This is a genomic window from Paenibacillus sp. sg306046, from assembly GCF_059821225.1.
In genome coordinates, this window is the sequence record NZ_JCAMRT010000005.1 from 18,277 (window position 1) to 44,374 (window position 26,098).

At 56.9% G+C, this 26,098-nt stretch carries 24 protein-coding genes; 7 read left to right on the top strand and 17 right to left on the bottom strand.

The window, feature by feature from the left end; translation table 11 throughout:
* Positions 1-9: 9 nt before the first annotated feature.
* The 5 genes from AC6ROY_RS06470 to AC6ROY_RS06490 all read right to left on the bottom strand — a co-directional run bounded on the left by AC6ROY_RS06470 (position 10) and on the right by AC6ROY_RS06490 (position 6,669).
* Positions 10-1,014 (bottom strand): type II secretion system F family protein, encoded by a 1,005-nt coding sequence (locus tag AC6ROY_RS06470; RefSeq protein ID WP_500099325.1) that lies wholly within the window; start codon positions 1,012-1,014, stop codon positions 10-12.
* Positions 999-2,471, bottom strand: coding sequence for an ATPase, T2SS/T4P/T4SS family (locus AC6ROY_RS06475; protein WP_500099326.1), 1,473 nt, complete (start codon positions 2,469-2,471; stop codon positions 999-1,001). Before AC6ROY_RS06475 ends, AC6ROY_RS06470 begins: the two co-directional genes overlap by 16 nt.
* A 22-nt stretch (positions 2,472-2,493) precedes the next feature.
* Positions 2,494-3,768: a CpaE/TadZ family protein gene (locus tag AC6ROY_RS06480; RefSeq protein ID WP_500099328.1), complete on the bottom strand. Its 1,275-nt coding sequence runs from the start codon at positions 3,766-3,768 to the stop codon at positions 2,494-2,496.
* A 52-nt stretch (positions 3,769-3,820) separates the two neighbouring features.
* Complete coding sequence (locus AC6ROY_RS06485; RefSeq protein WP_500099330.1) at positions 3,821-4,759, bottom strand: CpaB family protein; 939 nt, start codon at positions 4,757-4,759, stop codon at positions 3,821-3,823.
* Positions 4,760-4,869: 110 nt separating this feature from the next.
* Positions 4,870-6,669, bottom strand: a complete 1,800-nt coding sequence (locus AC6ROY_RS06490) for a serine/threonine-protein kinase (RefSeq protein ID WP_500099332.1) — start codon at positions 6,667-6,669, stop codon at positions 4,870-4,872.
* A 360-nt stretch (positions 6,670-7,029) separates the two neighbouring features.
* Between AC6ROY_RS06490 and AC6ROY_RS06495 the strand changes: the two genes are divergently transcribed.
* From AC6ROY_RS06495 to AC6ROY_RS06510, 4 genes are all read left to right on the top strand, one after another.
* On the top strand, positions 7,030-7,833 hold the full coding sequence (locus AC6ROY_RS06495) for a helix-turn-helix domain-containing protein (protein ID WP_500099334.1): 804 nt from the start codon (positions 7,030-7,032) through the stop codon (positions 7,831-7,833).
* Positions 7,834-7,932: 99 nt separating this feature from the next.
* A complete protein-coding gene (locus AC6ROY_RS06500; RefSeq protein WP_500099336.1) occupies positions 7,933-8,901 on the top strand; it encodes an ABC transporter substrate-binding protein in 969 nt (322 codons plus the stop codon).
* Positions 8,901-9,926: a FecCD family ABC transporter permease gene (locus AC6ROY_RS06505; RefSeq protein WP_500099338.1), complete on the top strand. Its 1,026-nt coding sequence runs from the start codon at positions 8,901-8,903 to the stop codon at positions 9,924-9,926. The genes AC6ROY_RS06500 and AC6ROY_RS06505 overlap by 1 nt, the downstream gene beginning before the upstream one ends.
* Positions 9,923-10,909 (top strand): FecCD family ABC transporter permease, encoded by a 987-nt coding sequence (locus AC6ROY_RS06510; protein WP_500099340.1) that lies wholly within the window; start codon positions 9,923-9,925, stop codon positions 10,907-10,909. The genes AC6ROY_RS06505 and AC6ROY_RS06510 overlap by 4 nt, the downstream gene beginning before the upstream one ends.
* A gap of 122 nt (positions 10,910-11,031) precedes the next feature.
* Here the strand turns inward: AC6ROY_RS06510 and AC6ROY_RS06515 are convergent, their stop codons facing one another.
* Positions 11,032-11,844: a helix-turn-helix domain-containing protein gene (locus AC6ROY_RS06515; protein ID WP_500099341.1), complete on the bottom strand. Its 813-nt coding sequence runs from the start codon at positions 11,842-11,844 to the stop codon at positions 11,032-11,034.
* A 233-nt stretch (positions 11,845-12,077) separates the two neighbouring features.
* On the opposite strand from AC6ROY_RS06515, the gene AC6ROY_RS06520 reads away from it, so the two are divergent.
* Both AC6ROY_RS06520 and AC6ROY_RS06525 read left to right on the top strand, forming a co-directional pair.
* A complete protein-coding gene (locus AC6ROY_RS06520) occupies positions 12,078-12,677 on the top strand; it encodes a TetR/AcrR family transcriptional regulator (protein WP_500099343.1) in 600 nt (199 codons plus the stop codon).
* A gap of 24 nt (positions 12,678-12,701) precedes the next feature.
* Positions 12,702-13,163, top strand: coding sequence for a DUF2269 family protein (locus tag AC6ROY_RS06525; protein ID WP_500099345.1), 462 nt, complete (start codon positions 12,702-12,704; stop codon positions 13,161-13,163).
* Here the strand turns inward: AC6ROY_RS06525 and AC6ROY_RS06530 are convergent, their stop codons facing one another.
* From AC6ROY_RS06530 to AC6ROY_RS06565, 8 genes are all read right to left on the bottom strand, one after another.
* Positions 13,164-13,715, bottom strand: a complete 552-nt coding sequence (locus tag AC6ROY_RS06530) for an MFS transporter (RefSeq protein ID WP_500099347.1) — start codon at positions 13,713-13,715, stop codon at positions 13,164-13,166.
* On the bottom strand, positions 13,706-15,151 hold the full coding sequence (locus AC6ROY_RS06535; protein WP_500099348.1) for an FAD-binding oxidoreductase: 1,446 nt from the start codon (positions 15,149-15,151) through the stop codon (positions 13,706-13,708). Before AC6ROY_RS06535 ends, AC6ROY_RS06530 begins: the two co-directional genes overlap by 10 nt.
* 437 nt (positions 15,152-15,588) lie before the next feature.
* A complete protein-coding gene (locus AC6ROY_RS06540; RefSeq protein ID WP_500099349.1) occupies positions 15,589-16,722 on the bottom strand; it encodes an IS4 family transposase in 1,134 nt (377 codons plus the stop codon).
* A gap of 289 nt (positions 16,723-17,011) precedes the next feature.
* The gene (locus tag AC6ROY_RS06545) at positions 17,012-17,347 is read right to left on the bottom strand and encodes a hypothetical protein (RefSeq protein ID WP_500099351.1); all 336 of its coding nucleotides are present in this window, start codon (positions 17,345-17,347) and stop codon (positions 17,012-17,014) included.
* A 529-nt stretch (positions 17,348-17,876) separates the two neighbouring features.
* The gene (locus AC6ROY_RS06550) at positions 17,877-18,677 is read right to left on the bottom strand and encodes an alpha/beta hydrolase (protein WP_500099352.1); all 801 of its coding nucleotides are present in this window, start codon (positions 18,675-18,677) and stop codon (positions 17,877-17,879) included.
* A 162-nt stretch (positions 18,678-18,839) separates the two neighbouring features.
* Positions 18,840-19,184, bottom strand: coding sequence for a hypothetical protein (locus AC6ROY_RS06555; RefSeq protein ID WP_500099353.1), 345 nt, complete (start codon positions 19,182-19,184; stop codon positions 18,840-18,842).
* Between the two features lie 331 nt (positions 19,185-19,515).
* Positions 19,516-21,522 carry a beta-galactosidase gene (locus AC6ROY_RS06560; protein WP_500099354.1) on the bottom strand — a complete coding sequence of 669 codons (2,007 nt, stop codon included), beginning with the start codon at positions 21,520-21,522 and terminating at the stop codon, positions 19,516-19,518.
* Between the two features lie 15 nt (positions 21,523-21,537).
* Entirely contained in the window at positions 21,538-22,872 is a 1,335-nt protein-coding gene (locus tag AC6ROY_RS06565; RefSeq protein WP_500099355.1) for a glycoside hydrolase family 30 protein, read from the bottom strand.
* A gap of 162 nt (positions 22,873-23,034) precedes the next feature.
* Between AC6ROY_RS06565 and AC6ROY_RS06570 the strand changes: the two genes are divergently transcribed.
* Entirely contained in the window at positions 23,035-23,967 is a 933-nt protein-coding gene (locus AC6ROY_RS06570) for an AraC family transcriptional regulator (protein WP_500099356.1), read from the top strand.
* 84 nt (positions 23,968-24,051) lie between these two features.
* Here AC6ROY_RS06570 and AC6ROY_RS06575 read toward each other — a convergent pair whose 3' ends face one another.
* From AC6ROY_RS06575 to AC6ROY_RS06585, 3 genes are all read right to left on the bottom strand, one after another.
* Complete coding sequence (locus AC6ROY_RS06575; RefSeq protein ID WP_500099358.1) at positions 24,052-24,357, bottom strand: hypothetical protein; 306 nt, start codon at positions 24,355-24,357, stop codon at positions 24,052-24,054.
* A 442-nt stretch (positions 24,358-24,799) separates the two neighbouring features.
* Positions 24,800-25,441, bottom strand: a complete 642-nt coding sequence (locus AC6ROY_RS06580; protein ID WP_500099359.1) for an MBL fold metallo-hydrolase — start codon at positions 25,439-25,441, stop codon at positions 24,800-24,802.
* 4 nt (positions 25,442-25,445) lie between these two features.
* Positions 25,446-26,012, bottom strand: coding sequence for a thioredoxin family protein (locus AC6ROY_RS06585; protein ID WP_500099360.1), 567 nt, complete (start codon positions 26,010-26,012; stop codon positions 25,446-25,448).
* Positions 26,013-26,098: the final 86 nt, after the last annotated feature.

A 26,098-nucleotide genomic window follows, 5' to 3' on the forward strand; every position in this document is an offset into this window, starting at 1 on the left:
CAGCTGCGACTAATACGCCCTTCGCCCCGTGCGGATCACGAGCAGCATCGACACAAACATGACAGCGAAAGCCAGAAGCAGCAGCAGCTTGCCGCCAGGCTCAACAAAATAACGGTTGTAGTTGACCGGATCGGCGTAAACATTAAATCCAATGATAAACAAGGCGAAGCCGACCATAAACGTCGTCCCGAGCCGGTAGACGGTAATCATCGCCAGCCGGTTTTCCTCGTGCCGCTTGGAGGCTTGCATTTTATTGACCAGATGATGCAGCGATTCTGTCATATCGGTCCCGTATTGCGCCCCGATCAGCAGCAGATCGGTTAAATCATGCGCCCATTCGTTATCGACACGCTGCGCAAATTCATACAGCGCCTCGTCGATCGACTTCATGTGCAAGCCAAGCTCCAGCCGCCTCCACTCCGCCCGCACCTCCTCCGGCATCGTATCTGCGCTGCTGACAATCATATCGGCCAAGGTCAGACGCGGACGGTAATGCCCGATTAAATTTTGCACGAGCATCATCATCCGCATCGCAATCCGCTGGCGCTTGCGCAGCACACGGAAGCGGATCAGGAAATACGGCGCGGCTCCGGTCAGCACGCCAATCATGACGCTAAGCGGCCAAATGTGCGCCCCTTGCATCGGAGCCGCGCTGAGCGAAAGCTGTCTGGACATCGTCTGGAGCAGCACATCCGATCCGCCGAAGCCGACCAGCGTCAGCAGCAGCATCGCCATCGCTACAGGCTCGGCCCCGATCCGCAGCTCCGCCAGATCCAGCTCCTCGCGCAGATGCTTCAACGGCCCTGCCAGCAGCCTGAACAACGGCGCGCTAGCCCTTGCCGCCCCGGCATGCCGGTACAAAGCCGGATGTCGGCGGCGATACGACCAGAAGGCGGTAAGCGCATGAGCCAGCGGCAGCGCCAGCCCAAGCGAGCCGATGATCCAGATGCCGAGCATGACCGGCTTTACGGCTTCATACCAGCCCAGCGAATCACCGATCAATCGTTCCAGCATGTTTCCCATACCCCCAGCTTTACAAATTCCTCCGGCTCAGCCCCGTTCGCAAGCAAATGGTCGGCCAGGGAACGGCTGAATACGTGTCCTGTGAACCGCCAGCTTTGTGTCCTGTAGTGCCATTCCACAAGCGGACGCACGGCGATATGCTGATGCTCGTCCACCGACAGCTCCGTGATTTCGGTTACGACACGCACAGCTCTGCCGCCGACCTGAACGATTCGTAAAAAAATCAAAATATTAAATGCTCGCGCTACCCGGCGCATCGTGTCGCCCGTATCGTGCTGCCGCCCGTCCTGCTTGATCATATCGACAACATCGCTCAGAAAGGAATCCCGGTATTTCGTATGCATCGTCCCCATCATATCGTGTCCGCGAAGCGCGCCCTGCACCATTTGAGCTACCTCAGACCCTTTCGCTTCACCAACGATCACCCAATGCGGGCTCATGACCAGCAGCGGCTTAAACGACTCCTCCATCGACAGCCGGATATCCTCAACCTCCCGTACCGCCAAAATATTTCGCGTGCCGCGCAGCCGCTCTCGCAGCGCAACCTCAAACTCCTTCTCCAGCGTACGAATCCGCTCATGCTCCGGAATTTCCGCCGCCAGCGCGAACAGAAAGGTCGTCTTGCCTGTAGCGGTCCCGCCGCCGATCAGCAAGCTCGCATGATGGCGGACAAGCAGACGCAGCAGCTCAGCCATCCGTTCGTCGATTGTTCCGAGCCCGACCAGCTGACTCAAGGTCACATCGCGAACAATAAAGTTGCGGATATGAATGCTCGGTACATCCGAATACGGCGGGCGGGTCATCACAAGCCGCGAACGGTTCCACATATAGGACTGTACGAAGGGCTGACGCTCATTAATCGGCTTCCGGCCGCATAAAGCAAGCCGATCCTGCAGCCGCATCACCTCGTCCAGCGAGCTAAACATACGTTCATGCCGCTCCATCCGCCCTCCCTTCAGCAGAAAAATGTGACGACCGATCACCTGCACCTCCTCCACGTCGTCCAACCGGTACAAATCCTCAATCAAGCTCGTGCCGCATGTTTCGGCAAATATGCTTTCCGTGGGCGAGAGCGGGTGGATCAGCGTCGCAGGCGTCACCTGTATACGGTATTCGGCAAGCAACGCATCAATCATTGCCTTCATCCGCCACTGTGCCAGCGGCTCGCCGAGGCCTGCCTGAATGATGTCCTCATAAAGCGAGTGGTCCGTCTTCGAGCGCTCCGTCAAATGCTCGTACAGCATGACCGCCGCCTCAGATAGCGGCATTCGCCGCTCTTCTCCCGCTTCCGCTCTAGGTCTGCCTATCGCCTGGTCATGGCGTAGAAAGGGATTGCCTGCCTGAGCCATATCCTTCATATAGCGGGCGGGATCAAATTGCAGACGCGGTCGCATCCCCGCCCCGGCTGGAAGCGAGCCAGCCTTGATGTCTGCAGACAGGCTTTGCATTCGTTACCCTCCTCCTTCCCATTCAGCCCAAATGTGTCGTCAGCCGGCTAAACCATCCGATTTTGGGCCGTAGCCGGGCTTCAGGCAACGCCCCGGCCCGGACTTCCTCGACGGGCTGAACCACGGTTGCCGCGAGCCGATCAATCTGAGTGGAAAATGCATCTGCTTCCGGACGGCCATAAAGCGGCAAACCTTCGTCTGCAGCGCGAAGTCCGAGGCCGCCTGGCACATTGGGCAGCGCCACTGCCAGCTTCATCCCCAAATAGTCGGCGATGCGCTCCGGCTTTTCGGCCGGGGCGGTGCGGTTAACGACCAGCGACACATCCTGCGGCTTTAGTCCGCAATACGACCAGAAGCAGGCAAACCAATCGCCCCAGCCCGCGCGATAAGACGCATACCGGTTCTGAACGACCAGCCAGCGCTCATCCGCTTCCCGCACAGCGCAAATTGTCGCAGCGTTGTCGGGACAACCGTTGATGTCGACGACGGTCAGATCGAAGGCCCGGCGTGCCGCTGCCAGCAGATGCTCCATCATCTCAGGGGTCATGTCCGCCGCCGTATCCCGGCGGGGCGAGCCTGTAAGCACCTGCAGGTTGCGATGCTGCCTATGTCCCCTGCAGGCGCCGAGCAGGTCATCCGGCGTCAGCCGCTGCGTCTGCAGCCTGGCCCGCAGCGAGAAGGCTGACGCCATGCTGATCGGCAAGCCGAGACACGTATGAAGCTCCGGGTTGCGGAGATTGGCGTCGATCAGACCTATGCGCTGCTGGCTCCGGGACGCAAGCGCAAGCGCTGTGTTGACGGCGACGGTTGTCGCCCCGTCCTTGGCTGACGCTGACCAGACCGCGATAACTGCGCCTGTTCCGCCACGGTCCATCCCGACGAGTTGGCCGCCCGCTTCCACGTAAGGCTCCTGACCTGCCGCAAAGCGGTGAAAAGCGCGCATCACCGCACTTCCGACGAGCCCGGCCGGCAGCACCACAATATCCAGCGCCTCGCCAAGCCGACATACGGCCTCCATCAAAAACGAATCAAACACCGCCTCGTCCTGCGCAACCATCAGCCGTACATGCGGCAGCTGACGACGCAGCATCGGCATCCACTCCCACGGAAAACGATCCGCCCAGATGCCCGCATGCACCGCTATAGCGTCAAACGGGTCATCGAGACGGGCCAGCAGCGCTTCCCGGTTATTCACCAGCACAAGTCCACTGCCGCTGCGCTGCTGCTCCTGAAAAGCTGCATGCGGGGATAGCAGGCTTCCATCACGTTCCGGCGGCATGGCCAGTAATGCTTTCATCGTTCATTCTCCTCTCGTTTCCCTTAAATAAGGTTCTGCCCGACAGCTGTCGCTAATTGGAGTTCCCTGTCGCCGGAGCTGGCCGGCTTGCCGACCGTGACGCGGGCAATGCCGCTTCCGCCGCTGCCGGTGTCTGGATCGACGTATCGGCAGGCTTCATCTGGGCAGCGGACAGCTCCGCGTCCAGGCGCACCGGTTCCTTTCTCACCGTAAACGCATTTGCCGCCTTCAGCAGCGTAAACAGCTCTGTCACCCTGCCGTCACCCTCGCGGCCTTCCGGCGAGCTCAAATCGGGCAGGGCCAGCTTGACCGTACCGGCGATCCGGCCGAGTACAAACGCTTCATACACTTCGTCACTCATCATGTACGTGTTCGTTTCCGGCTTGCCGTTGGGCCGCGACCGGGCTGCCTGCAGCGATTGCCGATCAGACAGCATGATCGCTTCAACCGCTCCGACATCGGCCACCTCAACGCCTTCCGTCGTTTTGACGCTGGTCACCGGCAACCGCTCGATGATCTTGACCGCGCCGATGCCCAGCGGTGACGAAGCTCCTGTCTCCACCAGCCGGGGCTGGTCAAATTCAATCCAGACATCGACACGGTCGCCCCGCCGCACCATATTATTGACGTTCGCCACCGCGTCTGTCTTGAAGCTGAAGTATCGCTCCAGCGCAAGCGGCGTCAACCTTGTATCGGTCAGCTTCCAGCCGCTCAGCTCCTCCTCACTGGAAACCGGCACCGCAACACGCCGCCCGATCAACTGCCGCGGGTCTGTAGCAGCTTGCGGGTCATGAGCAGTCTGCGCAATCCGGACGATCCGCAGCATGGACGGCTCGATCTGTTCGCCGCTGTGCAGCAGCCGCACAGGCTTGACCGTTTCCATGGTATGAAGTGACATTTCGGTATGCTTCATGAAATACCAATAACCGGTGACCGAGCCTGACATCAGCACAGCCCCGAGCGCTCCTATGATCCACGGCTTACGCAGCAAAAAGCTTCCTCCTTTTCTTCAAGCTCATCAGGCAGGCGTGTACCGGTATGGCAGCCAGCTGCGCAGCAGCCCCCGAACCATTTTTCTCAGTCTATAGCGATAACGATTGATCATGACGATCCCCCTTTTCCTGCCCCGGCAGTTGGTATTGAAAACCAATTGCGGATTTTGTGGTATAACGATGTCTCCGTTTTCCTTGTCTGGCGGCCTCTGACTCCCTCAACCGGCAGACGTTCACGAATCAGGCCATGTGCGCAATCGCGAACAACCGGCCAAATGAGCGGATGCTCTGTCGGCAGATGGCCGCTCCACGCAGCCTCGGCCAGCAGTTCCACTGGCAGCGCCGGGAGCAGGCAAACAGGCGGCTCCGGCAGCAGCCGCAGCCACGCTGCCCGCTCTGCGGCGGAGGTGCATTTGTTGGCAACCGGATGACGGCGGCAGCCGGATCGCAGCCCCTCCAAAAGCAGAGCAAGACGACGCTCGCTTGCCTTTAGCTGAAGCTTGTGAATGAACGGATCGACGACGTACACGATATCGGTGACTGTTTCCAGCAATGCGGCAATTTCCGGTTGCTCCCAGCGATCGCCGATATCCACAATCATCACTGGCCTGCGCAGCGCATGAACCAGCTTGAGCCAGCCTCCCGCTTCCTGCAGCGGACCGGAGGACTCGGCTGAACCGGGCACTGCTGCGCCTGCCACCGGCAGTCCAGTCGGCAGTCCAGTCGGCGACAATCCCCGATCAGAGGCAGGCAGCCACAACGTGGAGCCGCATTCCCAGCTCACGCCGTCAACGCGGGCCACCCCTGCCCGGGCAGCTTCGTCGTAATATCGGTAGCCAACCGGCTCGTTGCGGACAGCGAACAGCAGCGCAGCCAGCTCTGACTGCGGAGCGGGCGGTTCAATCAGCGCATGCGGCACGCCGAGCTCCTGCAAGGCTCGAACGAGAGCCAATGCAACGAAGGTTGCGCCAGCGCCCGCATACAGCGAGCCGACGGCAATGACAAGCGGGGGCGTCCAGCCCGGACCGGACGGCAAGCCGCCAGCGGAGAATGCATTGCTGCGTGCTGCAAGCCAGCCGGTGAGCGCAGCTGCCGTTTCTTGCGCCGACGCGTAACGTGCAGCCGGATCGCGGTGCAGCAGCCGCGCGACAATCGGCTCCAGCCCGGACGGCAGCGGCTGCCGCGAGCGGCCCGGCTGCACCGGTGACGCATACAGGCCGCCGCTCAGCAAGTGATACATCAACGCGCCCAGGCCGTACAAATCTGTGCGCGGATCGCTTTGCCGGCCGTCATATTGCTCGGGAGCGGCAAACCCGATCGTCCCCAAATTCACCGTGTCTCCTTCTCCATCCGGCTTGAAGCGGCGGGCCGTGCCAAAATCAATCAGTCGCACCCGTCCGTTGGCGTCGATCATCAAGTTCGCAGGCTTCAAGTCCCGGTGGATGACCGGCTGAGGACCTGAGGTGTGCAAATAATGAAGCAAGCCGCACAATTGCAAGGCCAGCTCGACAACGGCCTCCGCCGTCATCACGCCGCCAAGCCGCCTGAACCGTTCCTGCAACGTTTCACCTTCAATATAATCCATCACCAGATACAAGAAGCCGTCCGCATTCAACGGCACCATATCGACAATGTCCGGCAAGCTCGGATGGGCAAGACGGCTCATCGTATCGGCCTCATCCAGCATGGCCTGCCGGACGGCCGACTCCTCCTTAGCGCTTCGCCTCCCTCGTTCCCCATCCGAAGCGGCTTCAAGCTGCAGCTCCTTCACGGCCCACCGCTTGCCAGGCAGCTTTTCATCCTCCGCCAGCAGCACCCGGCTCGTCCCGCCGTGGCCCAGCGAGCCTATAATTTTGTAGCGGCCGGCCAACAGCCCGCCAATCTGAATGCCGATCTGCCTCTGTTGCATCGTCAATGCCCACTCCTCCAGCCTTACAGACAAAAAACCGCCCGACCATGCCGGGCAGGCATGGTGCAGGCGGTTCCTCCGCGCAATCTCTTATAGCTCCGTTCCGGCATGCTTCCTACACGAAAGCTACAGGATAGTGATTGGATTTATTTATTAAATTATCACATAATTCCCATATATGCAAGCTTATATTTCGTCGTTACCAAAATCCGGCTCCGAGCCGGATTTTTTTCGTGCTTTGTCTGCAAACAGACGGTCCGCAGGCTTGCCTCCTGACCGCTGCTGTGTCAAGATCAATCCAGAGACGGATCGGGGCGTGGCCCTGATCCGCGCGACTTTCCACAGAAAGGGCTGCTGCTTATGGATTTCCTTCAACTTGCTACGATGCTCCCTGTTGTGGAACAGATCGGCTCGGGCGATAGCTCCCGCATCATTGAAGGCGCAGTTGACAGCCACCGTCTGATCGTCATGCTGCGCGGCCACTTGACCGTCACGCCGGAAGCCGGACCGCCTGTTATCGTCACCCAGGGATATGCTTGCCCGTCCGGGCGCGGCCCGCTGACGCTGCAGGTTCCCCGGACGAAAAAAACCGATTATGTCATCATCACCTACCGCGTCTATCCGGAGAGCAGTGCATGGACACTTGCCGGATTGCTGCGGACGCACAGCGAGGTCAAAATTCAATATATGCTGGACGAGCTGCTGCGTACGTTCGAAGATATTCATCCTGACTCCGCCGAGGAGGAAGCGATCCAGCAGGTGCGCAAACGGCTCATTATGGAGCGGATTTTATTTATTTTCATGGCCGAAACCCGAATGACACAGGAACAGAAGGCCCGCTCCGCCACCCTTGAAGATACGTTATCGTATATGAAGGAGCATTATATGCTCAAGCTAACGTTACCGATGCTCGCTGGCCGGGCCGGAATGAGCGAGGGGCATTTCACTGTGTTGTTCAAAAAACATACAGGTATGACCATGACTCACTACCTGCGCAGCCTGCGGATTGAGAAAGCCAAGCAAATGTTCAGCCAAACCCGCTTGCCAGCCAAGGAAATTGCGCTGCAGACGGGATTTGCCGATTATTTTCATTTCAGCCGCATTTTCAAACAAGAAACGGGCTGTTCACCTACGGAATACCAGCGCAGGCTGCACGAAATCTAAAAATATAACATGCCTAATCGTAAAATTAAACATGGTCTATTTTCGCTCTGATAGCTACAATAACGTGAGAACAATTATCATTATCAGGGGGAAGTTATTATGCAGCTTTGGATCAACCGTACACTCCGTCTCTCTTTTCTTTTGATGGTCATCTTCAGTTTGGCCGCTTGCGGTCAGGCTCCAGCCAGCCCGTCCGGAGCAGCGCCTTCAAGCCCGACACCGGCTCCTGCCGCCGCAGGCGGCTCCGTTACCGTCGAGGACGCGCAAGGCTCGCTCACGCTTCCGAAAAAACCGGAACGGATCGTCACAATGGATTTCAGCTTCACCGATATGCTCGTCACGCTCGGCGTTCAGCCTGTTGGCATCGCCGACGACAGCAGCCCGGACCTGTTCATGGATGCCGTCAAAAGCCAGCTGAAATCGTACACCTCGGTAGGCTCCCGTTACGAGCCGAATATTGAGCTGATCAGCTCGCTGAAGCCGGACCTGATCATCGCCGATCTCAACAAGCATAAAAATGCGCTGGCGCAGCTGAAAGCAATCGCTCCGGTGCTTGTGCTGAATGATTTTCAGGCAGATTACGACCAGATGCTGAAAAACTATATGATTACGGCTAAGGCTGTCGGCCAGGAAGCCGCAGGCCAGAAACGGTTGAAGGAGCATCAGGATAAAATGGAGCAGGTGAAGCAAAAGCTGAAGCAAGCAAAGCTTACTGTGCTGCCGGCTGTTGTAAACCCGAAGGGCTTCTACGGCCATTCGGACCACTCCTACAGCGGCTCGATGGTTCACATGCTCGGCTTCACCGACCCGCTGGCCAACAACGCGGCTTACCCGCAGCTGACGCTGGAGCAGCTGGTCGAAACGAACCCGCAGGCGCTGTTCCTGATGCCGACGGATAAAACAACGATTGTAAATGAATGGGAAACAAATCCGCTTTGGAAAAAAATCGACGCGGTTGCCAATAACCGGGTATTTACGGTAGAACGACGCGACTGGTCCCTGTCACGCGGCATGCTCGGCTCTGAGAAAATTGCCGAAGATATCGTGAAGCAGCTTGGGTCCAAATAATGCATACAAGTAACCAACAAGGGAAGCAGAGCCGATTCGGGTATCTGCTCTTCCTTTTTTGTATGTCGGGGCTGTTGCTGGCTGAGGGCTTGCTGTGGAGTCTCAAGCTCGGACAAGCTCAAGTATCCTGGTCGGCTTTAGCGGATGCGCTTATGGGCCGCGGGCACGACAAGGTCCATCTGTACATCCAGACGCTGCGTCTGCCGCGCACGCTGACGGCCTGTCTCGTCGGCATCGCACTGGCTCTGGCCGGGCTGCTTACCCAGCTGGCGACGAAAAACCCGCTGGCCTCGCCGCATATTTTCGGCATCAATGCAGGAGCGGCGCTGGCCGTCGTCGCCGGGCTTGTATTTGCCTCGGTCTTATCGCTGGCCGGTACAATGCTGCTCGCCTTCCTCGGCGCTGCCGCAGGTGCGCTGCTCGTCTGGTCGTTATCGTCGGGTAGCGGACCGGGTCAGCATGTCCGGCTGGCGCTGGCTGGCATCACCGTCCACTTCCTGTTGTCGTCGTTAACAGAAGGCTTTATTATTCTGAATCAATATTCCACTGAAAGTATGATGTTCTGGCTGGTCGGCTCCGTCAATCATGCAGGCTGGCCGGAGGTGCGTATGCTGCTGCCGTTTTTCATCGGCGGACTGGCGCTGCTCGGCTGGCTGCTGCCGTCGTTTCGGCTGCTGCTGATGGACGACGAGGTGGCGGCCGGACTCGGCCAGCACGTCGCCATGGTGCGGCTGGCCGCTCTGCTGCTCGTCATCGTGCTGGCCGGAGCTTCGGTTGCGATCTGCGGGCCGATCGGCTTCATCTGCCTGATCGTGCCGCATATCGCCCGCGCGCTTGTCGGCCAGCAGCTTGCCGTGCTTGTGCCGCTGACCGGTCTGCTGGGCGGGGTACTGCTTGTGTATGCGGATTTGCTCAGCCGCCTGATCGCCTTTCCGTTCGAATCCCCTGTCGGGATAGTGACGTCGGCAATCGGCGCGCCGTTTTTCATCTATTTGGCCCGCCGGAACAGGAGGAGCGCCGCATGAAGCCATTCATTCTGCTCAGCTCAGCCAGCCTGATCCTCATTGTGCTGGCAATCGTCTCCCTGGGCGCGGGCACCGTGCCTATCCCGCCCGCAGGCATCCTCACCGGCTTGACGGACACAGCCAGCGGGTCGTATTTTATCGTTCACGAGGTACGGCTCCCGCGTATTCTCGTCGGTATACTGGCTGGCGCGGGGTTGGCCGTCGGCGGCGTCATTTTGCAAAGCGTTATCCGCAATCCGCTGGCTAGTCCCGATGTGATCGGCATTACGAAAGGAGCCGGACTAACGGCGGCGGCTACCATTTTCCTGTTTCCCAAGTCGCCTGCGTTTGTGCTGCCGCTGGCCGCGTTTGGCGGAGCACTCGCCGCCTTCGCCCTACTGCTGCTGCTGAGCCGAAAATTGACGCTGTCTCCGTCCTCGCTGGCGCTGGTCGGCGTCGCGCTCGGCGCGCTGTTCCAGGCGGGAACGCAATACTTGATCATCACCAATCCTACAAATATCAATATGGCGCTGCTCTGGCTGTCGGGCAGCCTGTGGAGCCGGGGCTGGCGCGAGGTGTATACCTTGCTGCCGTGGATGCTGGTGCTGCTCCCTCTAGCCTGGAGCGGCTTTGCCAAGCTGAACGTCTTCCAGCTCGGCGATGCTATGGGAACGGCGCTTGGCCTGCGGGTCATTCGCGAACGGTTCTGGCTGCTGCTGCTTGCCGTCGCTTTGTCCGGCATCTCGGTCTCAGCTGTCGGCGCAATCGGCTTCGTCGGCCTGATCGCGCCTCATATGGCGCGCAGCCTGGTCGGCGGCCGCCATCAGTGGCTGGTCCCGCTGGCAGCCGTGCTCGGCGCTGACCTGATGCTGCTCGGCGACTGCCTTGGACGCATCCTGATCGTGCCGCGCGAAATCCCGGTCGGCATCATGGCCGCCATCATCGGCGCGCCGTATTTCCTTCGCCTGCTGCGACGCGCGAGACGGCAGCAGCGTAGCGGGTGACGCAGCCGGGCAAGCGGCGAACAGTCGGCTTGAGCTTCCTTCCGCTGAACACAAGCCCCGAAAAAACCGGGCAGGACCGCACTCGGCTGCAGCTGTCGCCCGTGCTGCAGCCCGGCCGCCGGCTACAAGCTCTTGCCCGTCTGGTGTCGGGTCGTCCGGTTCAAGAAATTATTCATCAGTACAGGCAGGGAAATCAGAATCGGCGGATCGTCAATTCGAGGCAAAAACAGCTTGACCTGCTGGGGTGGAACCTTGGAAAACGGCTTGACCTCAATGGGGGCTTTGGAGCGGGTGCGCAGGGTGGCTTGAGGCAGCAAAATATCCATCGCCCTCATCTTCCACGAAATCGAGGTCGCCAGCAAATAATAGGTCCCCGGCTTGACGCCGTGCAGCACAAAATGTCCTGTGGAGGACAGCAGCGTGCCGTACAAAGGCAGCCCTTCAGGGATTGGCTTGGCGAATAAGCCCAGTAAAATAAATCCCTGAAACGGCACCTCGGTTTCCACGCTGCCCTCCACTCTTGCGTAAGCGTGCGCATCGGCCAGCGGATGCCGCTCGCGCCAGTCGCCGAGCTGCTGCAAGGAACGCAACGCGTGAGTTGTCTGCTCCGTGGAGCTGCGGAACTGGGCAGGCGATATGCCCACTCGCGCGGTAAACCGCGAGGTGAACGTGCCAAGACTTTGCTGGCCGATTTCCAGTCCAACGTCACGAATGCTCAGCTTGGTGCGCAGCAGCAAATCCTTGGCCTTCTGCAGCCGTAACGAAGAAACGTAGTATAGCGGGGACATCCCCGTTTTTTCTTTGAAAATCCGCGTAAAATGGTAAGGGCTGTAGCCCGCATAGCTGGCCAGACGGTCAAGCAGCAGCGGCTCGGCCAAGCATTCATGAATATAAGCAATGACTCCGTCTACTTCGGAGTACCGGTCGTAGGTCATGCTTGTCCCTTCCTTCCAAGCGGGTTAGGCCCCTAAAGCCCTAAATAGGAACGCTAGTTCCCTTTTTTCATTTTACCACTTGAACAGAGAATTTATCAAGCTGTACCGAAATAAGTTTCTGTAATCATCGACCAAACCAATTTCAACTTTACAAACCGACGGTTTGTTTGTATATTAAATCTAAGGATTCAATCTAAGTCTATGCATGCAGACTAGAGGAACGGGGGAATACGATGAAAAACGAAGATCGCAGAAAGCAAACCATTCGGCAATTGCTTGATGCGACAGAGCAGCTGCTTCGGGAAAAAAGCTGCAGCCTGATTACGATGAAAGACATCATGGAGCAATCGGGCCTTTCCAAGGGGGCCATTTTCCATTATGTCAAGACGAAGGATGAAATATTCGCCTGGATTCTCAAGGAGCGGCTTGACGAGTTAAATTCCAGCTTCACTCGGGAAGTGGAGAAAAATGCCGTGCGAAGCTTCGATGGTCCGATGAAAACCATTTCCGCCAATTTGCAGCTGCTTGCCGATGGCCGGGAAATAACCAACAAGATTTTAATCTATTTGCTCGGGAAGGACAATGATCCGGCTGTAGCGGAGGCGCTTCAGATTTTTTATGCTTCAACCCTCGAATACTCGGAGAACTGGATCACGACCGGCCAAGCGAGCGGTGTCATTGAGGAATCCGTTGACGCCCTCCGCATGGCCGAGCTGTTCGTGCTGTTATCACTTGGATTACGCGTACGCTCTTCCTTGAACGCCTCCGAGCCTTCCTTTTCGGCAGACGGCATATCTGAGTTCATCATCGGGATGCTGAAGAAACAACAATAACATTCAATGAAAGGGTGTAGTCTCATGAGTATGTGGCTTGTTCTGCATCTTGTAGGCGTTGTCATGTTTGTCGGCAATATCAGTACGGCGGCCTTCTGGAAGCTCCGCGCAGATGCCGGGAAAAATCCGACGGTTATCCATAGCGCTGCTCGCAATGTGATGCTGGCCGATTATGTATTTACATTGCCGGGACTTGCTCTCCTTGTTGTTTCGGGAATGGTTATGGCCGTTCAGGCGAATTGGTTGACGGGAGGCTTTAACTGGCTTATGGCTTCGCTGGTACTGTTTGCGGTGTCCGGTATGATATGGATTGGTGTTTTGCTTCCTTTGCAGCGGGCCATGATTCGCCACAGCGCCGCAAGCGTGGAGCAAGGGAGCATGTCCGAGACATATATGCGGGCTTCAAAGCTGTGGGCCGTGTTCGGCACGATCTCGTCCTTGCTGCCGATTGTTGTCTTGTACCTGATGGTGACGAAGGGCTTCTGATCAGATTATCCGCCCCTTCTCCCGGACGGCCCCCTTCCATACGATCCACGAGCTGATCCCATAAAGCATGGCGCTCATATAAAACAAAGCGTGAATCGTCAGCCAGTCGAGCAGAAATCCGCCGACCAACACCGCGAAGCCAGACGCAGCGGACGTCCAGAAATGGTATGTGCCCATCGCTTCTCCCCGCGCGCCCGGTTCCGTGTGGTCGGCCAGCAGAGCACGCTCGCTCATTTTTTGCATGGCGCTGCAGATCCCCATGACCAGTTGAAGCACGACCACGACCCCAAACGATTGCACCCACGGAAAAGCGAGCATAACCAGCATCATCCCCAGAGAGCCGGTCAGCAGCAGCATGCGGCTGTGCCGGTCCAGCCGGCCGCCGAGCCAATGGGACACGGCCGCTGAGCTGATCGTAAACACCGCAAACGCCAATCCGTATTTGCTGTAGCTGTTGCCAAGATTTTTCAAGAAAAGCAAGTAATACGGATAAATCATCCCCGCCGCCAGCGTAACGATGCTCTGGGACCTGATCAGCCATTTCATCTCCATCCCCGCTCTCCCTTGTATTGTTGATAAAAGCTGTTCATAAACAGATGCTCCGGGTCCAGCCGATCCTTCTGCTCGAAAAACTGGCGGTGGCGCGGGTACGCCTGCTCGAACTGCTCCTGGCTCGGATACGCGGCATACGGCAAATAATAGGAGCCTCGATGGCGGATCACCTCGTCGAGCACGCGCTGGACCGATTGCTTGAACCGCAGCTGAGCTGCATCGTTCAGCGGTACGTGAAACAGACAGACAAGCGCAAACGCATCCTCTGTGGCGTAGGAAAGCACCGCCTCTTCATCCCGGCTTACATAACGGACCGTAATGTTCAGCAGGTTCATCTCCTCCTCCCGCAGCACCGTCCGCAGGTTGTGAACAAAGCCGGCAAATTGATCCGGCGGAATGAAATATTCCTGCAGCAGATCATTCCGGCCCGGCGTCTGATACGCCATAAAAGCCGACTCCGAGCGCATCGCATTATTGCGGCTAATGATCGCGCCCTGCTGAGCGGCGAAATACGTCTCCTGCCAGCTCCAGAACTGATTTTTGCCCCAGTCGGACATCCGGTTCAGCTGAAAGGCCAGCTTCGCCGGAACAACCCATGCTTCGCGGTTGGTTAGCGTATTGTACGCCTGAAGAGGAAGCGACGCATCCGTCCTGTAGTTAATCGCGTACATGTCGGCAAGAAAGGAGTCCGGCGCCACCGAAATCCGTGCCAGATGCATACGCACAGCCGGGTCAGCCTGCACCTCGCGGGCGAAATAGGCGGGATAATCATGCACCTGCACGCGCTGCATCGCCGTCCGGTACACCTCGTTCTCCGTCAACGACAAGGTCACGTCGAGAATGATGCCGAACAGCCCGTAGCCTCCGAGCACATAAGGAAACCACTCCGCTTGCTCCGTGCGGCTGACCTGCCGGATCTGGCCGTCGGCCGTCAGCAGACGAAATGATTGGACACTTTCGATCAGCGAGCCATGGCGAATGTCCCGGCCGTGGGCATTAATGCTGATCGAGCCGCCGACGGTAAACACGTTTTGCGACTGCATCGCTTTGACCGCCAAGCCATGCGGATTAATCCGGTCCTGGACGTCCTTCCAGGTTGCCCCGGCTTGTACCCGAATCGTCCGCCCCGCCGGGTCCAGCTCCAAAATCCGGTTAAACGAAGTCATATCCAGCACGATGCCATCCTTGTAATAGGTATGTCCGCCCTGGCTGTGCCGCTGCCCCGCGATCGACACGGTCAGCTTCCGCTCACGCGCTTCCTTCAGCAGCCGAACCAGCTGCTCCTCCTCGCGGCCGACTGCCACCTTCTCCACCTTCACCGGATGCAGGCGACTGTAATCCGTGATCAGAAACGGGTCCTGATCAGGCGTGTCTGTTCGAACATACTGCCAGGCGCACAAAATCGCGAGCAGCAGCAGCGCCAAGCTTTTTTTCATCGCCCCAGCATCCTTCCGTTTCCAACGTCACCCCTTCAGTTTAACCTGCTCCTGACGCTGGATGTAGTACTAACTTGAAGTAGTACCCTGCTGAATGAAAAAGAAAGCCGTGCGTATGCACGACTCCTCCAACGATTCACGACTTGGACACGCATTTTCAGTCCAATAGTCGTATTACTCAGTATAAAAGGGACTGTACCTCGCTAAACAGCACTTTCTTGCTGGGGATGTGGCTGAAAAATCAATGATTGTTTAGTGCTTTATGATTCTGTTATTCAGGGCACCAATAGTCAGTATTGTATTGGAATAGTTAGAAAAATCCCCTGTTCCACTAGTTGTAAATTGTTGAGTCCCCTCTTTAAAATCTCCATCTATAATGACTTCTCCCAATTTCGTATTATCCATACTATAGAAAGAAATGTTAGCAGGCCTGTTGATTAACCAGAATATGTCACTGTATTGGGAGCAAAATCGGTTGAGAGCAGACGATCTATGCTCATGATCCATTCAATCGGGAGTTCACCAAGAAGAAGTAAACGGGTGAACCGAACTAACGTGAGATCTGCATGACGAGGAAATGCCCGTTTTGCGCCGTCGAACAACCATTTGAAGAGTACAAATACGATCAGCGCGGAGAACAGCTGGCCATAGACCGCATTTTCGGTTGTGCCAAACAACGTCGGGATGTTGACGTGCTGCTTGATCCAGCGAAAAAACACTTCGATTTGCCAGCGTGCTTTATAGATCAGGGCAATTTGTTCCGGCGACACTCCCATCAAATCGGTCACAACGCGAATTTCTCTGCCCTCAAAATCATGAAAGATGACCACACGGTGACGTAGCTTCGACCGACATTGTGGGGTTCCGAGTTGGCAGGTAATATCCCTAATAATGGAGGAGTCGGCAACAGTTTGACGCCGCAGGGCATACGGTTTTTCGAAGTGGATGTTGTCACGAAGCCGGATGACAAAGAACTGCCCTTCTTGTTTATAACGATCCAGGCGCTCCAGTTTTCCATAGGCGCGATCCATAACCCTAATATAATCAGGATTTTCCAATGATTCGCAGACCGGTCCATCATGCTTGGCGCCAATCGTTTCCGTAACCTCCACAGGTTGTCCATTTTGAGCACGGAGAGCGACATGCAGTTTCACTGCAGCTCGCTCTCCGTGATAAGGAGCCCCAGGCAGCCGGGTTTTTCCCACGGTCATGGTCGTCGAATCCAGCAGCAGCAGCTCCTTTGGAAATGCCAGTTTTCGCCGGGTTTCCCGGTTGCATTTGCCAACAAGCAGTTGAAAACCTTGTTTAAACACAGCAAATGGCACATCGGCGGCTTTTCCAGAAAAACTGGAATAGTGGACGGGCGTGAGACCACTGCGAGCGGCATGATCCGCACCATAACGATACCCAGACCATTCTTCGCTGGCTGCAGCTACCCAATATTGAAGCAAGTGATAGACGGTGAATTTTCGCGCTACATTGACATAGCCCACCGTCTGGATGATCGTTTGTACTTCTTCTGGCTTCAGAACCGTTTGTAGAATGGCTTGAATCATGTTAGACTTTTTCATGGAGTCGTCACCTTCCGGCCGTTTGTAGGGGTACAAACAGTTTACCGGATTGACGACTCTTTTTCTACCATTTAGTGGTTAATCAACAGGCCTGCTACAATAACAATGTAACAAGTCAATGGACTAGCACATATACATCTACTGCTGAAAAAGGTGACACTTCCGATGAGATGAGCATTGTACAGGTTACTGTCATTAATAGCGATTACAATGACTATGCAACCATTGAGCTCAATAAACCATAATTACCAAAAAAGTTACATAAAAATTCTACCTAAGGCATCGGGCATTACGTGCTGTTCACAAGAACAGCACGTACCCATTGAAACACGTAATTTAATCCATACGCTATCATCGAATTGCTCGGTACATGTAGGTAGGACCTTGGTTCGATATTATTAAATTCCACGCATGATGTATACACGCAACCGAACAGCCCGTAGCCTCCGAGCACATAAGGAAACCACTCCGCCTGATCCGAGCGGCTGACCTGCCGAATCTGGCCGTCGGCCGTCTGCAGACGAAATAATTGGACACTTTTGACCAGCGAGCCGTGGCGGATGTCTCGGCCATGGGCGTTAATGCTAATAGAGCCGCCAACGGCAAACACGTTTTGCGATTGCATCGCTTTGACCGCCAGCCATGCGGATTAATCCGGTCCTGGACGTCCTTCCAGGTTGCCCCGGCTTGTACCCGAATCGTCCGCCCCGCTGGGTCCCAGCTCCGCTTCCATCCTAGGGCTTTTTATATTGTCCACTAAAAGAGGGCTTGACCATAATAAGGGCGGTGTTTAAAAATAATTAGATTTATTACAATAGTTGTAAGCGCGGTTGTCATTTACTTTCTGTTGCGTTTATTCAATTCAAAGGAACAATTTTTCCTTACATTTATTGTTGTATGTATGGTTTTCCTTATTCAATCAATTGTTTCCGATTCCATCAATAAATATCTCAATAAAAGGAAAAACAAGTGATAGTCAGATGTATTGCGTAGCAAGAAATATACGACCCGTTGGCTCATGCCGACGAGTCGTTTTTGCGATTTATTCGTCTTCTGCCGGGAGCGTGTCTTCTGAGGTTTGCAGTAAATACTTGCCATCCAGATGCTCCATGCCCCTTCCTAGCTGCCAGCCCCGTCCATTTCACCCAGCTCCGTTAGCCGTTATATTGCGACGACGGTAGAGGCAGCCACTCCAGCACACGCTGAATCGTAAAGTCCCAGTACGCCCAGTTATGAGTGCCGGGATGCTCCTCATACGTATAATCCATAGCCAGCGCCTGCGCCGCTGCACGGAAACGCTGGTTGTCGCCGTACAGGAAATCCTCGGTCCCGCAGCATTGATACAGCTTGGGCAGCGCTAAGCCTGAGCCGGAAGCCTGGTGTGCCTCTGCGAGCAAATGAAACAAATCGACCCGGCTGCCCTCGATGCCGTCCGCCGAGCCAAACATGGCTGCGACCTCGGCCGGGTTCAGCCATTCCTTCGCCAGCCGCGCCACGTCAAGCGCGCCGGATAAGCTGGCCGCCGCCGCGAAACGACCCGGATGCGTCAGCCCAAGCCGCATGGCCCCGTAGCCGCCCATCGACAAGCCGGCGACAAAGGTAAGCTCCCGCTCCTCAGCCAGCGGGAAAAAGCTTCTCGCCAGCGCGGGCAGCTCCTCGCTGATGAAGGTCCAGTAGGCGAGGCCGTGCGCCATGTCCTGGTAAAAGCTGCGATGAACGTTCGGCATCACAATGGCCAGGCCGTACTCGGACGCATAACGCTCAATCGACGTCCGGCGCAGCCAGGTAGTATGGTCGTCCGACAGGCCGTGCAGCAAAAACAATACGGGATGCTTGCCCGTGCCGCTTTGTCCGGTCAGCCCGATTTGACTGCGGGTAGACTGCGGCAAGATCACATTCATTGCTGTCGATAATTTTAAAGTCTCCGAATAAAACTGACACTCCATTAATGCCATCGGTATCCACCCCTTTATCAAGACGAACGCTTCGCTTTTTCAGTCCACGCTGTTCCGCTCCGCTACGAGCTCCCCCTCCCGCGTTGGCGGGCGGCGGGCGGCAGCACAGATTGTACGCCCGTGCTGCCGCTCCATCCGGGCCTGCTGCGCACAGCCGCCGCGCTAACTGTCCGACCGCGCCTCGCCAGTGTACCGGCGCGGCCTGCCCACGGCAGCAGACCGGCGGCTGCCCGGTCCGTTCCGGCGTGACGCGGCCGTGCGGCGCTGCCCCTGTCTGCGGCCAGCACGCGGCCGCGTATTTATCTCGCTCAGCCGGATCGGCCGGTCCGCAGCTTGGCCAGCGGAGGCCTTCTGGCGCACCTCCGACACAAGCTGCGCGATTTGCAGCAGCACGGGCGACATCTGCTCCGCCGTCTGACAAAGCGTTTGCACTTTATCCATCGTGCCGCGCAGTTCGTCCAGACCTTCATTCATATGCCGGATTACACCGGGAAACTTGCTCATCATAACAGCTCACCCTTCCCTTATGCAGTATAGGCTGCTATAAGGTATGCGGCGGCCGCCCGGTTGGCTTAGGCGGCTGTCCAGGTGCCGTGCGTGTCGAGCAAAGCCAGCCCGGATGAAATCCAGCGCAGCGGAGAGAAGCAGGCGCATCTGAAGCAGCAAGCAGCCGCTATTTGCTCCCCGTCCTTGATTATCATAGCCCAAACCCGAATAAGCAAGTCGCGTCCGTGTTGCTGCGCAAACAGACGAGCCGTACGCAAACAAACCAGACTCCCCCTCCGGGAAGTCTGGTTCACGACTTGACGCCTCTGCGGCAAGCAGCACGCCCTAAGATCTAGGCTTCCTCCACCACGATAAAACCCCAGCCAGGCAGCTCGACACGCTGTCCCTGGCGAATCGCCAGCCCGGACACGAGTTCAACGCCTTCGCCATGCGGATACGCCAAGCTTTCGGGATGATCGGAATAGTTGAAATAATAGCGAATCGTCCTTCCGCGCTCATTCACCCCGGATTTCGTAATCAGCGGATGACGGATCGCCTGGTCCGGCCCCCATAGCCCGGCTTCCTTCACGGCCGCCTCCAGCACCTTGCCCATCACCGCGGCGCTCGGCAGGCAGCCGATATACGTCGCCGTGCCTTTGCCGTAGCGGTTGCGGGTAATGGCCGCATAGGCTCCCCAATGCGGATGCTCGTAGCTGGCAAGCACCTCGGCTGTCGTCGGCGTCAGCAGCTCCATCCAGGTATGCACGGCATTGTCCGCCTCTCCAACCTCAAACGGATCGTCCTTGAAGGCAACGGACTGCGGCTCGACAAACATATTGTACCGGATGCCGCACGCTTCATGAATGATACCCGGCTGTGCGGTCGTTCTGACTTTAACATGCTCGTCGGTAAAACCGCTTTTGAACGTATAGACCACATGGCCGCCGCGCTGAACAAATGCGTTCAGCCTGTCCAGCAGCTCGTCCGAGGCGGCATAAAGCGCCGGTACAAGCAGCAGCTCGTACTGATCCAGCGCATCGCTGGACGGATGGACGATATCCAGCCCGACATTCATCCGGAATGCCGCATCATACATCAGCCGCACAATATCGTTGTACTGGGTTTGTCCGCCGGGAAGCGGGAACCACGACATCGCCGTCAGCGCTTCATTGCTGACCAGCAGCGCCGCCCGGTTCGACTTGCGCAGGTTCATCAGCTGCGGCGACAGCCGGTTAAAATCGCGCCCGACCGTCTTCGCTTCCTCATACACCGGATTGGACGCCAGATCGTGGCTGAGCAGCCCTTTCCAGTACGTTTCGAAGGAGTTGTGAATCGAATGCCAGTGCCAATACGCAACCATGCTGGCGCCTGACGCCAGATGACTGAACGCGAGCAGCCGCAACTGGCCCGGATAAGGCGTCCAGTTCGGGAACGCCTGCGCTTGCGTTTCCAGCACGAAATAGCTTGCGCCCTTCAACGAACGGGTCACATCGCCGCCGAATGAAATTTCAATGCCGGTCAGCTTGTCCTGCGAAGGATGGTAAATATCGACCCCGGCAATATCGAGCGCTGCCGATGCAGCGAAATGATCCACGTCCGGCTGCACGCCGTAGGAGTAGCCGCGCCATTCGAAGTCGAAGTTATGGGTCACAAATTGCTCCGGCTGCTTATATTCCCGCACAAGCCCGGCTTGCCAAGCGAGAAAATCCGTCACCAGCTTGCGCTGGAAGCGCGCGAATTCGGCGCCCAGACTGCCGTTGATCGTACCGACCACGGAGGGGAAGTCCTCCCAGCTATTAATCCGGTTGCTCCAGTAATCGAGCCCGAATTCCCGGTTAACCCGCTCCACGGTGCCGAACTTTTCCTTCATATACTTCACGAATTTAAGCTGTACGTTCGGTCCTGCCGTGTTGTAATGCTTCGTCTCATTGTCTACCTGGTAGCCAATAATCGCAGGATGGTCCTTCACATGGCCGATCAGCTTGCGGATAATCCGTTCGGCATAAAACAAATACGTCGGATTCGTAATGTCCATAATTTGACGCGCGCCGTACCGGCCCGGCCCTTGCGCCGTCACGGCCAGCACGTCCGGATGCTCCTTGACCATCCACGTCGGAATCGCATACGTCGGCGTTCCAACGATCACATGAATGCCTGCTTCATGCATCGCATCCAGCACACGGTCCACGTGGGCGAAATCAAACACCCCGTTCTGCGGCTCATGCGTACTCCACGTCGATTCGGCGATCCGCACCATATTGATGCCGGCTTCCTTCATCATCCGGATATCTTCATCCAGCCGCTCATACGGCATATATTCCGTATAATAAGCCACCCCATACAGCAGCTTGCCGCTCATCGCTCCTTCACCACCTTAACAAATAATGGTATTAAATGATTCCGGCTCCAGCTCGAACGCGTACACGCCGTTCCCGGTCGCCAGCCGCACAACCTTGCTTTCAGCAAACGGATTCGAGATCACCACAACCTGCTCGCCCGCAGGCGTGCGGAAAGCAAGCGCGCTGCCTGTCCACGGCCCTTTCAAGCCAATGCGGACCGACCCCGGCGCGACTTTATGGGAAAAATGCTTCATGACCTCGTATTCCGGGTTAAACACCGCTTGCCCGGCGGCCGGATCAACCGTAATCATGGAATTTTGCTCCCAGCCCCACGTGCTGCGTCCTTTCGGCTCCAGCACCATGTTCCAGTACGTATACCCGTTTACGCCGTTCGTAAAATAATGCTGGTACAGGTTAAATACATAAGTGGCGTACTCCCACGTATTTGTTCCGTCGCCGCATTCGTTTTCGGTCTGCAAATAACGAAGCTCCGGATAGCTTTGCACAGTGCGTTGAATCGCATACTTGCCGGCCCACTGGTAGCCGATTCCTTTTACATACTTGTAAGCGTCCGGGTCGCTGAGCACGGTAAAGGCGTAGGCGCTGAAATCGGAGGTCGATTTTTTCAGCCATTCCTGCCAAGGCTCCGGCGCATTGATGGTGCCCAGCCAAATTTCCGCCGTAATGCCGTGCTGCTCGAAGGCTGGCCCCAAATAATCGCGGATAAAATCGCGAAGCTGCTCGCCGGTCCATAAGCAGGACGGGAATTTCTGATCGGCCACGACTTCATTTTGAACATGAATCTGGTGAATCGTAATCCCTTCGTTACGGTAAGCCTCGATAAATTTGACGAAATAAAGCGCGTACGCCCGCAAAATGTCCGGCTCCCAGCGCAGCGTGCCATAATTGTAGGCTTTCGGAAATTTCATCCAGGTCGGCGGGCTCCACGGGGACGCAAAAAGTTTCAGCTCCGGATTATAAGAAAGCGCTTCCTTGATGTACGGAATTAAATAATTCAAATCCCGTTCAATCGAAAAATGCTCCATCTGCAGGTCGCCGTCCGTCTCGTTCAGGCTATACCACTCCAGCGCGTAATCACTCGCCCCGATCGGCAGCCGGCACAAGCTCAGCTTCTGCTCGCCCTCAGGGTGGAACAACGCATGAAGCACCTTGCCGCGCTCCTGCTCCGACAGATGGCTAAGCGCCACAAATCCAAGCTCGTTGAAGCAGCCTCCGAAGCCTTCCACCGTTTGAAACTGCTCGGCCGTAATCGTCAGATTGGCCTCGCCGCCGCCCTGCTCCGGCAACGGCTTGTCCACCCAACGCGCCTCGCGGGTGCTGGAAATCCAGCGCATGCTCTGTTCACTCATCTTTAGCCGCCTCCGTCCTGTTTTCGTTGCTTCGCACAGCGCCCCTGATTGCCTGTACAGGCGCCGGCTTGCTCACTGCTCCCCTTTATTATAGATTTAGAGTAGCCATGCAGACGATTGTCCAAACAACGTGAAAATTACCCAAAACCAAGGTGGAGCAACATGGATAAAAACAAGCCTGTCGGAGGCTGGAGCAGCCAGATTCAATGGTTGCCTGTTATTAATTGGAATGTGAAGTTTTACGGCGCCCACCATCAGCATGTAAGCTCCGATTGGGCCATGCCGGTCGAGACGCATATTGGCTTTGAAATCAATTTGATTTTGAGCGGCACGCAGGAAACGATGATGGAGCATAACCGCTATTTGCTGCATGAAGGGGATATTATATTGATCCCTCCCGGCTTCAAGCATGCCAACCGCTGTGCGTCCGACACGGGCATGACTTACTTCACCGCGCACTTCAACGTCGATGATCCGCTGTTTCGTCAGGAAATGATTCGCAGCTCCAACATTTGCTTCCCTGCGCATACAGAAGTAAACGGCAAGCTGCGCAACGTACTGGACTACTGGGTTGAGCTGGGGCGGCAACCGCGCGAATATACATTGGCCGACCGGTTCCGTCTGCAGTCCAGCCTGTTCGAGCTGTTCGGCTTGCTGGCGCAAACGGCGCTCGCCGCGCAGGCGGAGCCTGTGTCCCTCGCCCCCGCTTCGGTGCAGTACGCGACGGCAATTGCCGAGGCGATCAAAGCGAACTTTCATCCGCATGCTCCGCTTGATGACGCGGACGGGCAGGATAAATCCTTGCGGATCGAGCCGCTGATCGCCTCGCTTGGCATCAGTCCGGGCTACGGGCTGGAAGTCTTTCGCAAAGTGTATGGCATCTCGCCGAGGCAGTACTTATCCGACCTGAAGCTGCACGAGGCCAAGGTGCTGATCCAGCAGCCCGGTCTGTCCCTGAAGGAAATTGCCGGCCTGCTCGGTTATGCGCAGCTGTCCCACTTCAGCAGGCAGTTCAAGCGCTGGACCGGCATGAGCCCGCTGCAATACCGCCAGTCCGCGCGGACAGACGAAGCAGGCCGTCCCCCGTCAAGCTGACAGGCAACGGCCTTGCCACAGCCACAACTGCCGCGGACATGAGGCGGCTTCGACGCGTTCAGCGGCTGGCGGCAGCCGGCCTCTTTAACAGCGCGGGAAGCTGCGCAGGATGATGACCAGCAAAATGTACAGCACCAAAATACTCGCGGCATTCATACGCGGAACCGCATAGGCTGGAGAAACGGCTGTCGGCATGTGGTGGTGGTGTTCGTGATGCTTTTTCGGCGCATAGATGTTAATTTCCTCATAGCTGGCATGCACGTTAATCGGAGCGCCGTGCATCGGCTGTGATGGCATCGGAGCCGGCATCGGCATCGGCATCGGCATGGGCATTGGGGAGGGCATAGACGCTTGCATCGGGGCCTGCATCATCGGTTGAACTTTTTCCATACTACATAAACACCTCCGGGGATTGTACGCAAAGTCCGGCTTGCGGCCGGCTTTCGTCAGTTCGCTGCCCGATTATTCGGGCGCGATTTGTTGTCGTAGTCGTGCTGGTGTACCGAACACAACATCAGTCTATGGTGTCCTACCTAGACCGAGCACGGTATTCACCCATTTTCCGGCAAAATAGACGTTTGCCCTGCTCCGGCGGCTGTCCCCCCAACTGTTACGCCCGCACATGACCAGCGTGGAGCGGAGCATGCGCGGGAGGGGTTCCAAGCGGTCGCAATGGGACGTGGGGGGGACGCAGACAAAGGATGAACAAAGCAGCGAGCTTTGCAAGCAAATGCCCGCTCTATCCAGTCGCTGCGGAACATGCAAAAAAGCCCGGAGAAAACGAGTTTTCTCGTCTTCTCCGGGCTTGCTTGGCAAATAGGGTAGATGGCCTCTACACGTAAGGGTTATGCTCGCGTTCGTAGCCGATCGTCGTCTTCGGGCCGTGTCCCGAATAGACGATCGTGTCGTCCGGCAGCTCAAACAGCTTGCCGTGAATCGACTCCAGCAGGTCGCGCTGGTTGCCGCCAGGCAAGTCGGTCCGGCCGACCGACATCCGGAACAGCACATCGCCGCCGAACAGCAAATTGCCGTAGCGAATGCTGACGCTGCCCGGCGAGTGGCCGGGCGTGTGCATAATGTCGAAGGTGCGGCCGAGCAGCTTGAGCTGCTGCCGGTCATCCAGCGCATATTCTGCCGGGTCCGTCGTCAGCAGCACGCCAAGCTCCGGCCAGCGGGCCGAGCCGTTGCGCTTCGGATCGGTCAGCCAGTCGGCTTCCGCGTCATGCAGGTAGACCGGGCAGCCCTTCGCCTTGCGCAGCTCGTCCACGCCGCCCATATGGTCGAAATGAGCATGCGTCAGCAAAATCGCTTCGATCTCCAGATCGGCCGTCCGCTTGAGCAGCGGGCCCGGGTTCATGCCCGGATCAATAACGATCCCTCTTTGCTCGCCGGGTACGGTCAGCAAATAGGCATTCGTCTGAATCGGTCCAAGCTGGAACACCTCGACCTTGAGTGGTTGTAAGGGTTCGGTCATCGGCTTAGAACGTCGACAGCAGCTCGCGAAGCTCGCGGACGATAACCGTCTGATAGCCGGCGCCTTCTCCGTACTGCCGTCCCATTTCCTCACGCGCGACTTTAATCTTGTCCTGGTAATCCGGCGCTTCACGGTCCGGGTTTTCTTGCTTGAACTGGTTCATCACAGCCTGAACGTGAGCCGGACGCGGTCCCCAATGGCCGAGGACGAAGCCGCTGAAGTCGGTGAAAATAACGATTGGAATCGCCTCGCCGCCCATCGTCAGAAACTGCTCCATCACGTCCTGATGCTCTTCCTTGATCAGCAGCTCGGTCGGAATACCGGAAATTTCAAGCGCCCGCAGCACAGCCGGGACGTTGCGGATCACATCGCCGCACCAGTCAGCGGACAAGATCAGGCAGCGCAAATCGTCACGGTTGTTCATCGACTCGAAAAACTCTTTGTCGCTTTCATCCGCCCAGGCGAAGGCTTCGTACCATTCCTGAAACTTGTCCTGGTTTTTGGTCATTTTCTGGATAAATTGCTCAGGCGAAAGCCCTTTGTTCAGCTTGCTGCTTAAATTTTTACTCATGCTTGCGTTCCTCCTCCAACATCTTCCTACGGCCTATTGTATCAAAAAAAACGCCCGCGCTCCAATTCCTCCTTTCGGCGGATAAG

Excerpts from the sequence above, each read along its gene's own strand:
- AC6ROY_RS06470 (WP_500099325.1), bottom strand. The coding sequence starts at position 1,014 with ATGCTGGAACGATTGATCGGTGATTCGCTGGGCTGGTATGAAGCCGTA.
- AC6ROY_RS06475 (WP_500099326.1), bottom strand. The coding sequence starts at position 2,471 with ATGCAAAGCCTGTCTGCAGACATCAAGGCTGGCTCGCTTCCAGCCGGG.
- AC6ROY_RS06480 (WP_500099328.1), bottom strand. The coding sequence starts at position 3,768 with ATGAAAGCATTACTGGCCATGCCGCCGGAACGTGATGGAAGCCTGCTA.
- AC6ROY_RS06490 (WP_500099332.1), bottom strand. The coding sequence starts at position 6,669 with ATGCAACAGAGGCAGATCGGCATTCAGATTGGCGGGCTGTTGGCCGGC.
- AC6ROY_RS06495 (WP_500099334.1), top strand. The coding sequence starts at position 7,030 with ATGGATTTCCTTCAACTTGCTACGATGCTCCCTGTTGTGGAACAGATC.
- AC6ROY_RS06500 (WP_500099336.1), top strand. The coding sequence starts at position 7,933 with ATGCAGCTTTGGATCAACCGTACACTCCGTCTCTCTTTTCTTTTGATG.
- AC6ROY_RS06505 (WP_500099338.1), top strand. The coding sequence starts at position 8,901 with ATGCATACAAGTAACCAACAAGGGAAGCAGAGCCGATTCGGGTATCTG.
- AC6ROY_RS06510 (WP_500099340.1), top strand. The coding sequence starts at position 9,923 with ATGAAGCCATTCATTCTGCTCAGCTCAGCCAGCCTGATCCTCATTGTG.
- AC6ROY_RS06515 (WP_500099341.1), bottom strand. The coding sequence starts at position 11,844 with ATGACCTACGACCGGTACTCCGAAGTAGACGGAGTCATTGCTTATATT.
- AC6ROY_RS06520 (WP_500099343.1), top strand. The coding sequence starts at position 12,078 with ATGAAAAACGAAGATCGCAGAAAGCAAACCATTCGGCAATTGCTTGAT.
- AC6ROY_RS06525 (WP_500099345.1), top strand. The coding sequence starts at position 12,702 with ATGAGTATGTGGCTTGTTCTGCATCTTGTAGGCGTTGTCATGTTTGTC.
- AC6ROY_RS06530 (WP_500099347.1), bottom strand. The coding sequence starts at position 13,715 with ATGGAGATGAAATGGCTGATCAGGTCCCAGAGCATCGTTACGCTGGCG.
- AC6ROY_RS06535 (WP_500099348.1), bottom strand. The coding sequence starts at position 15,151 with ATGAAAAAAAGCTTGGCGCTGCTGCTGCTCGCGATTTTGTGCGCCTGG.
- AC6ROY_RS06540 (WP_500099349.1), bottom strand. The coding sequence starts at position 16,722 with ATGAAAAAGTCTAACATGATTCAAGCCATTCTACAAACGGTTCTGAAG.
- AC6ROY_RS06545 (WP_500099351.1), bottom strand. The coding sequence starts at position 17,347 with ATGCAATCGCAAAACGTGTTTGCCGTTGGCGGCTCTATTAGCATTAAC.
- AC6ROY_RS06550 (WP_500099352.1), bottom strand. The coding sequence starts at position 18,677 with ATGGCATTAATGGAGTGTCAGTTTTATTCGGAGACTTTAAAATTATCG.
- AC6ROY_RS06555 (WP_500099353.1), bottom strand. The coding sequence starts at position 19,184 with ATGATGAGCAAGTTTCCCGGTGTAATCCGGCATATGAATGAAGGTCTG.
- AC6ROY_RS06560 (WP_500099354.1), bottom strand. The coding sequence starts at position 21,522 with ATGAGCGGCAAGCTGCTGTATGGGGTGGCTTATTATACGGAATATATG.
- AC6ROY_RS06565 (WP_500099355.1), bottom strand. The coding sequence starts at position 22,872 with ATGAGTGAACAGAGCATGCGCTGGATTTCCAGCACCCGCGAGGCGCGT.
- AC6ROY_RS06570 (WP_500099356.1), top strand. The coding sequence starts at position 23,035 with ATGGATAAAAACAAGCCTGTCGGAGGCTGGAGCAGCCAGATTCAATGG.
- AC6ROY_RS06575 (WP_500099358.1), bottom strand. The coding sequence starts at position 24,357 with ATGGAAAAAGTTCAACCGATGATGCAGGCCCCGATGCAAGCGTCTATG.
- AC6ROY_RS06580 (WP_500099359.1), bottom strand. The coding sequence starts at position 25,441 with ATGACCGAACCCTTACAACCACTCAAGGTCGAGGTGTTCCAGCTTGGA.
- AC6ROY_RS06585 (WP_500099360.1), bottom strand. The coding sequence starts at position 26,012 with ATGAGTAAAAATTTAAGCAGCAAGCTGAACAAAGGGCTTTCGCCTGAG.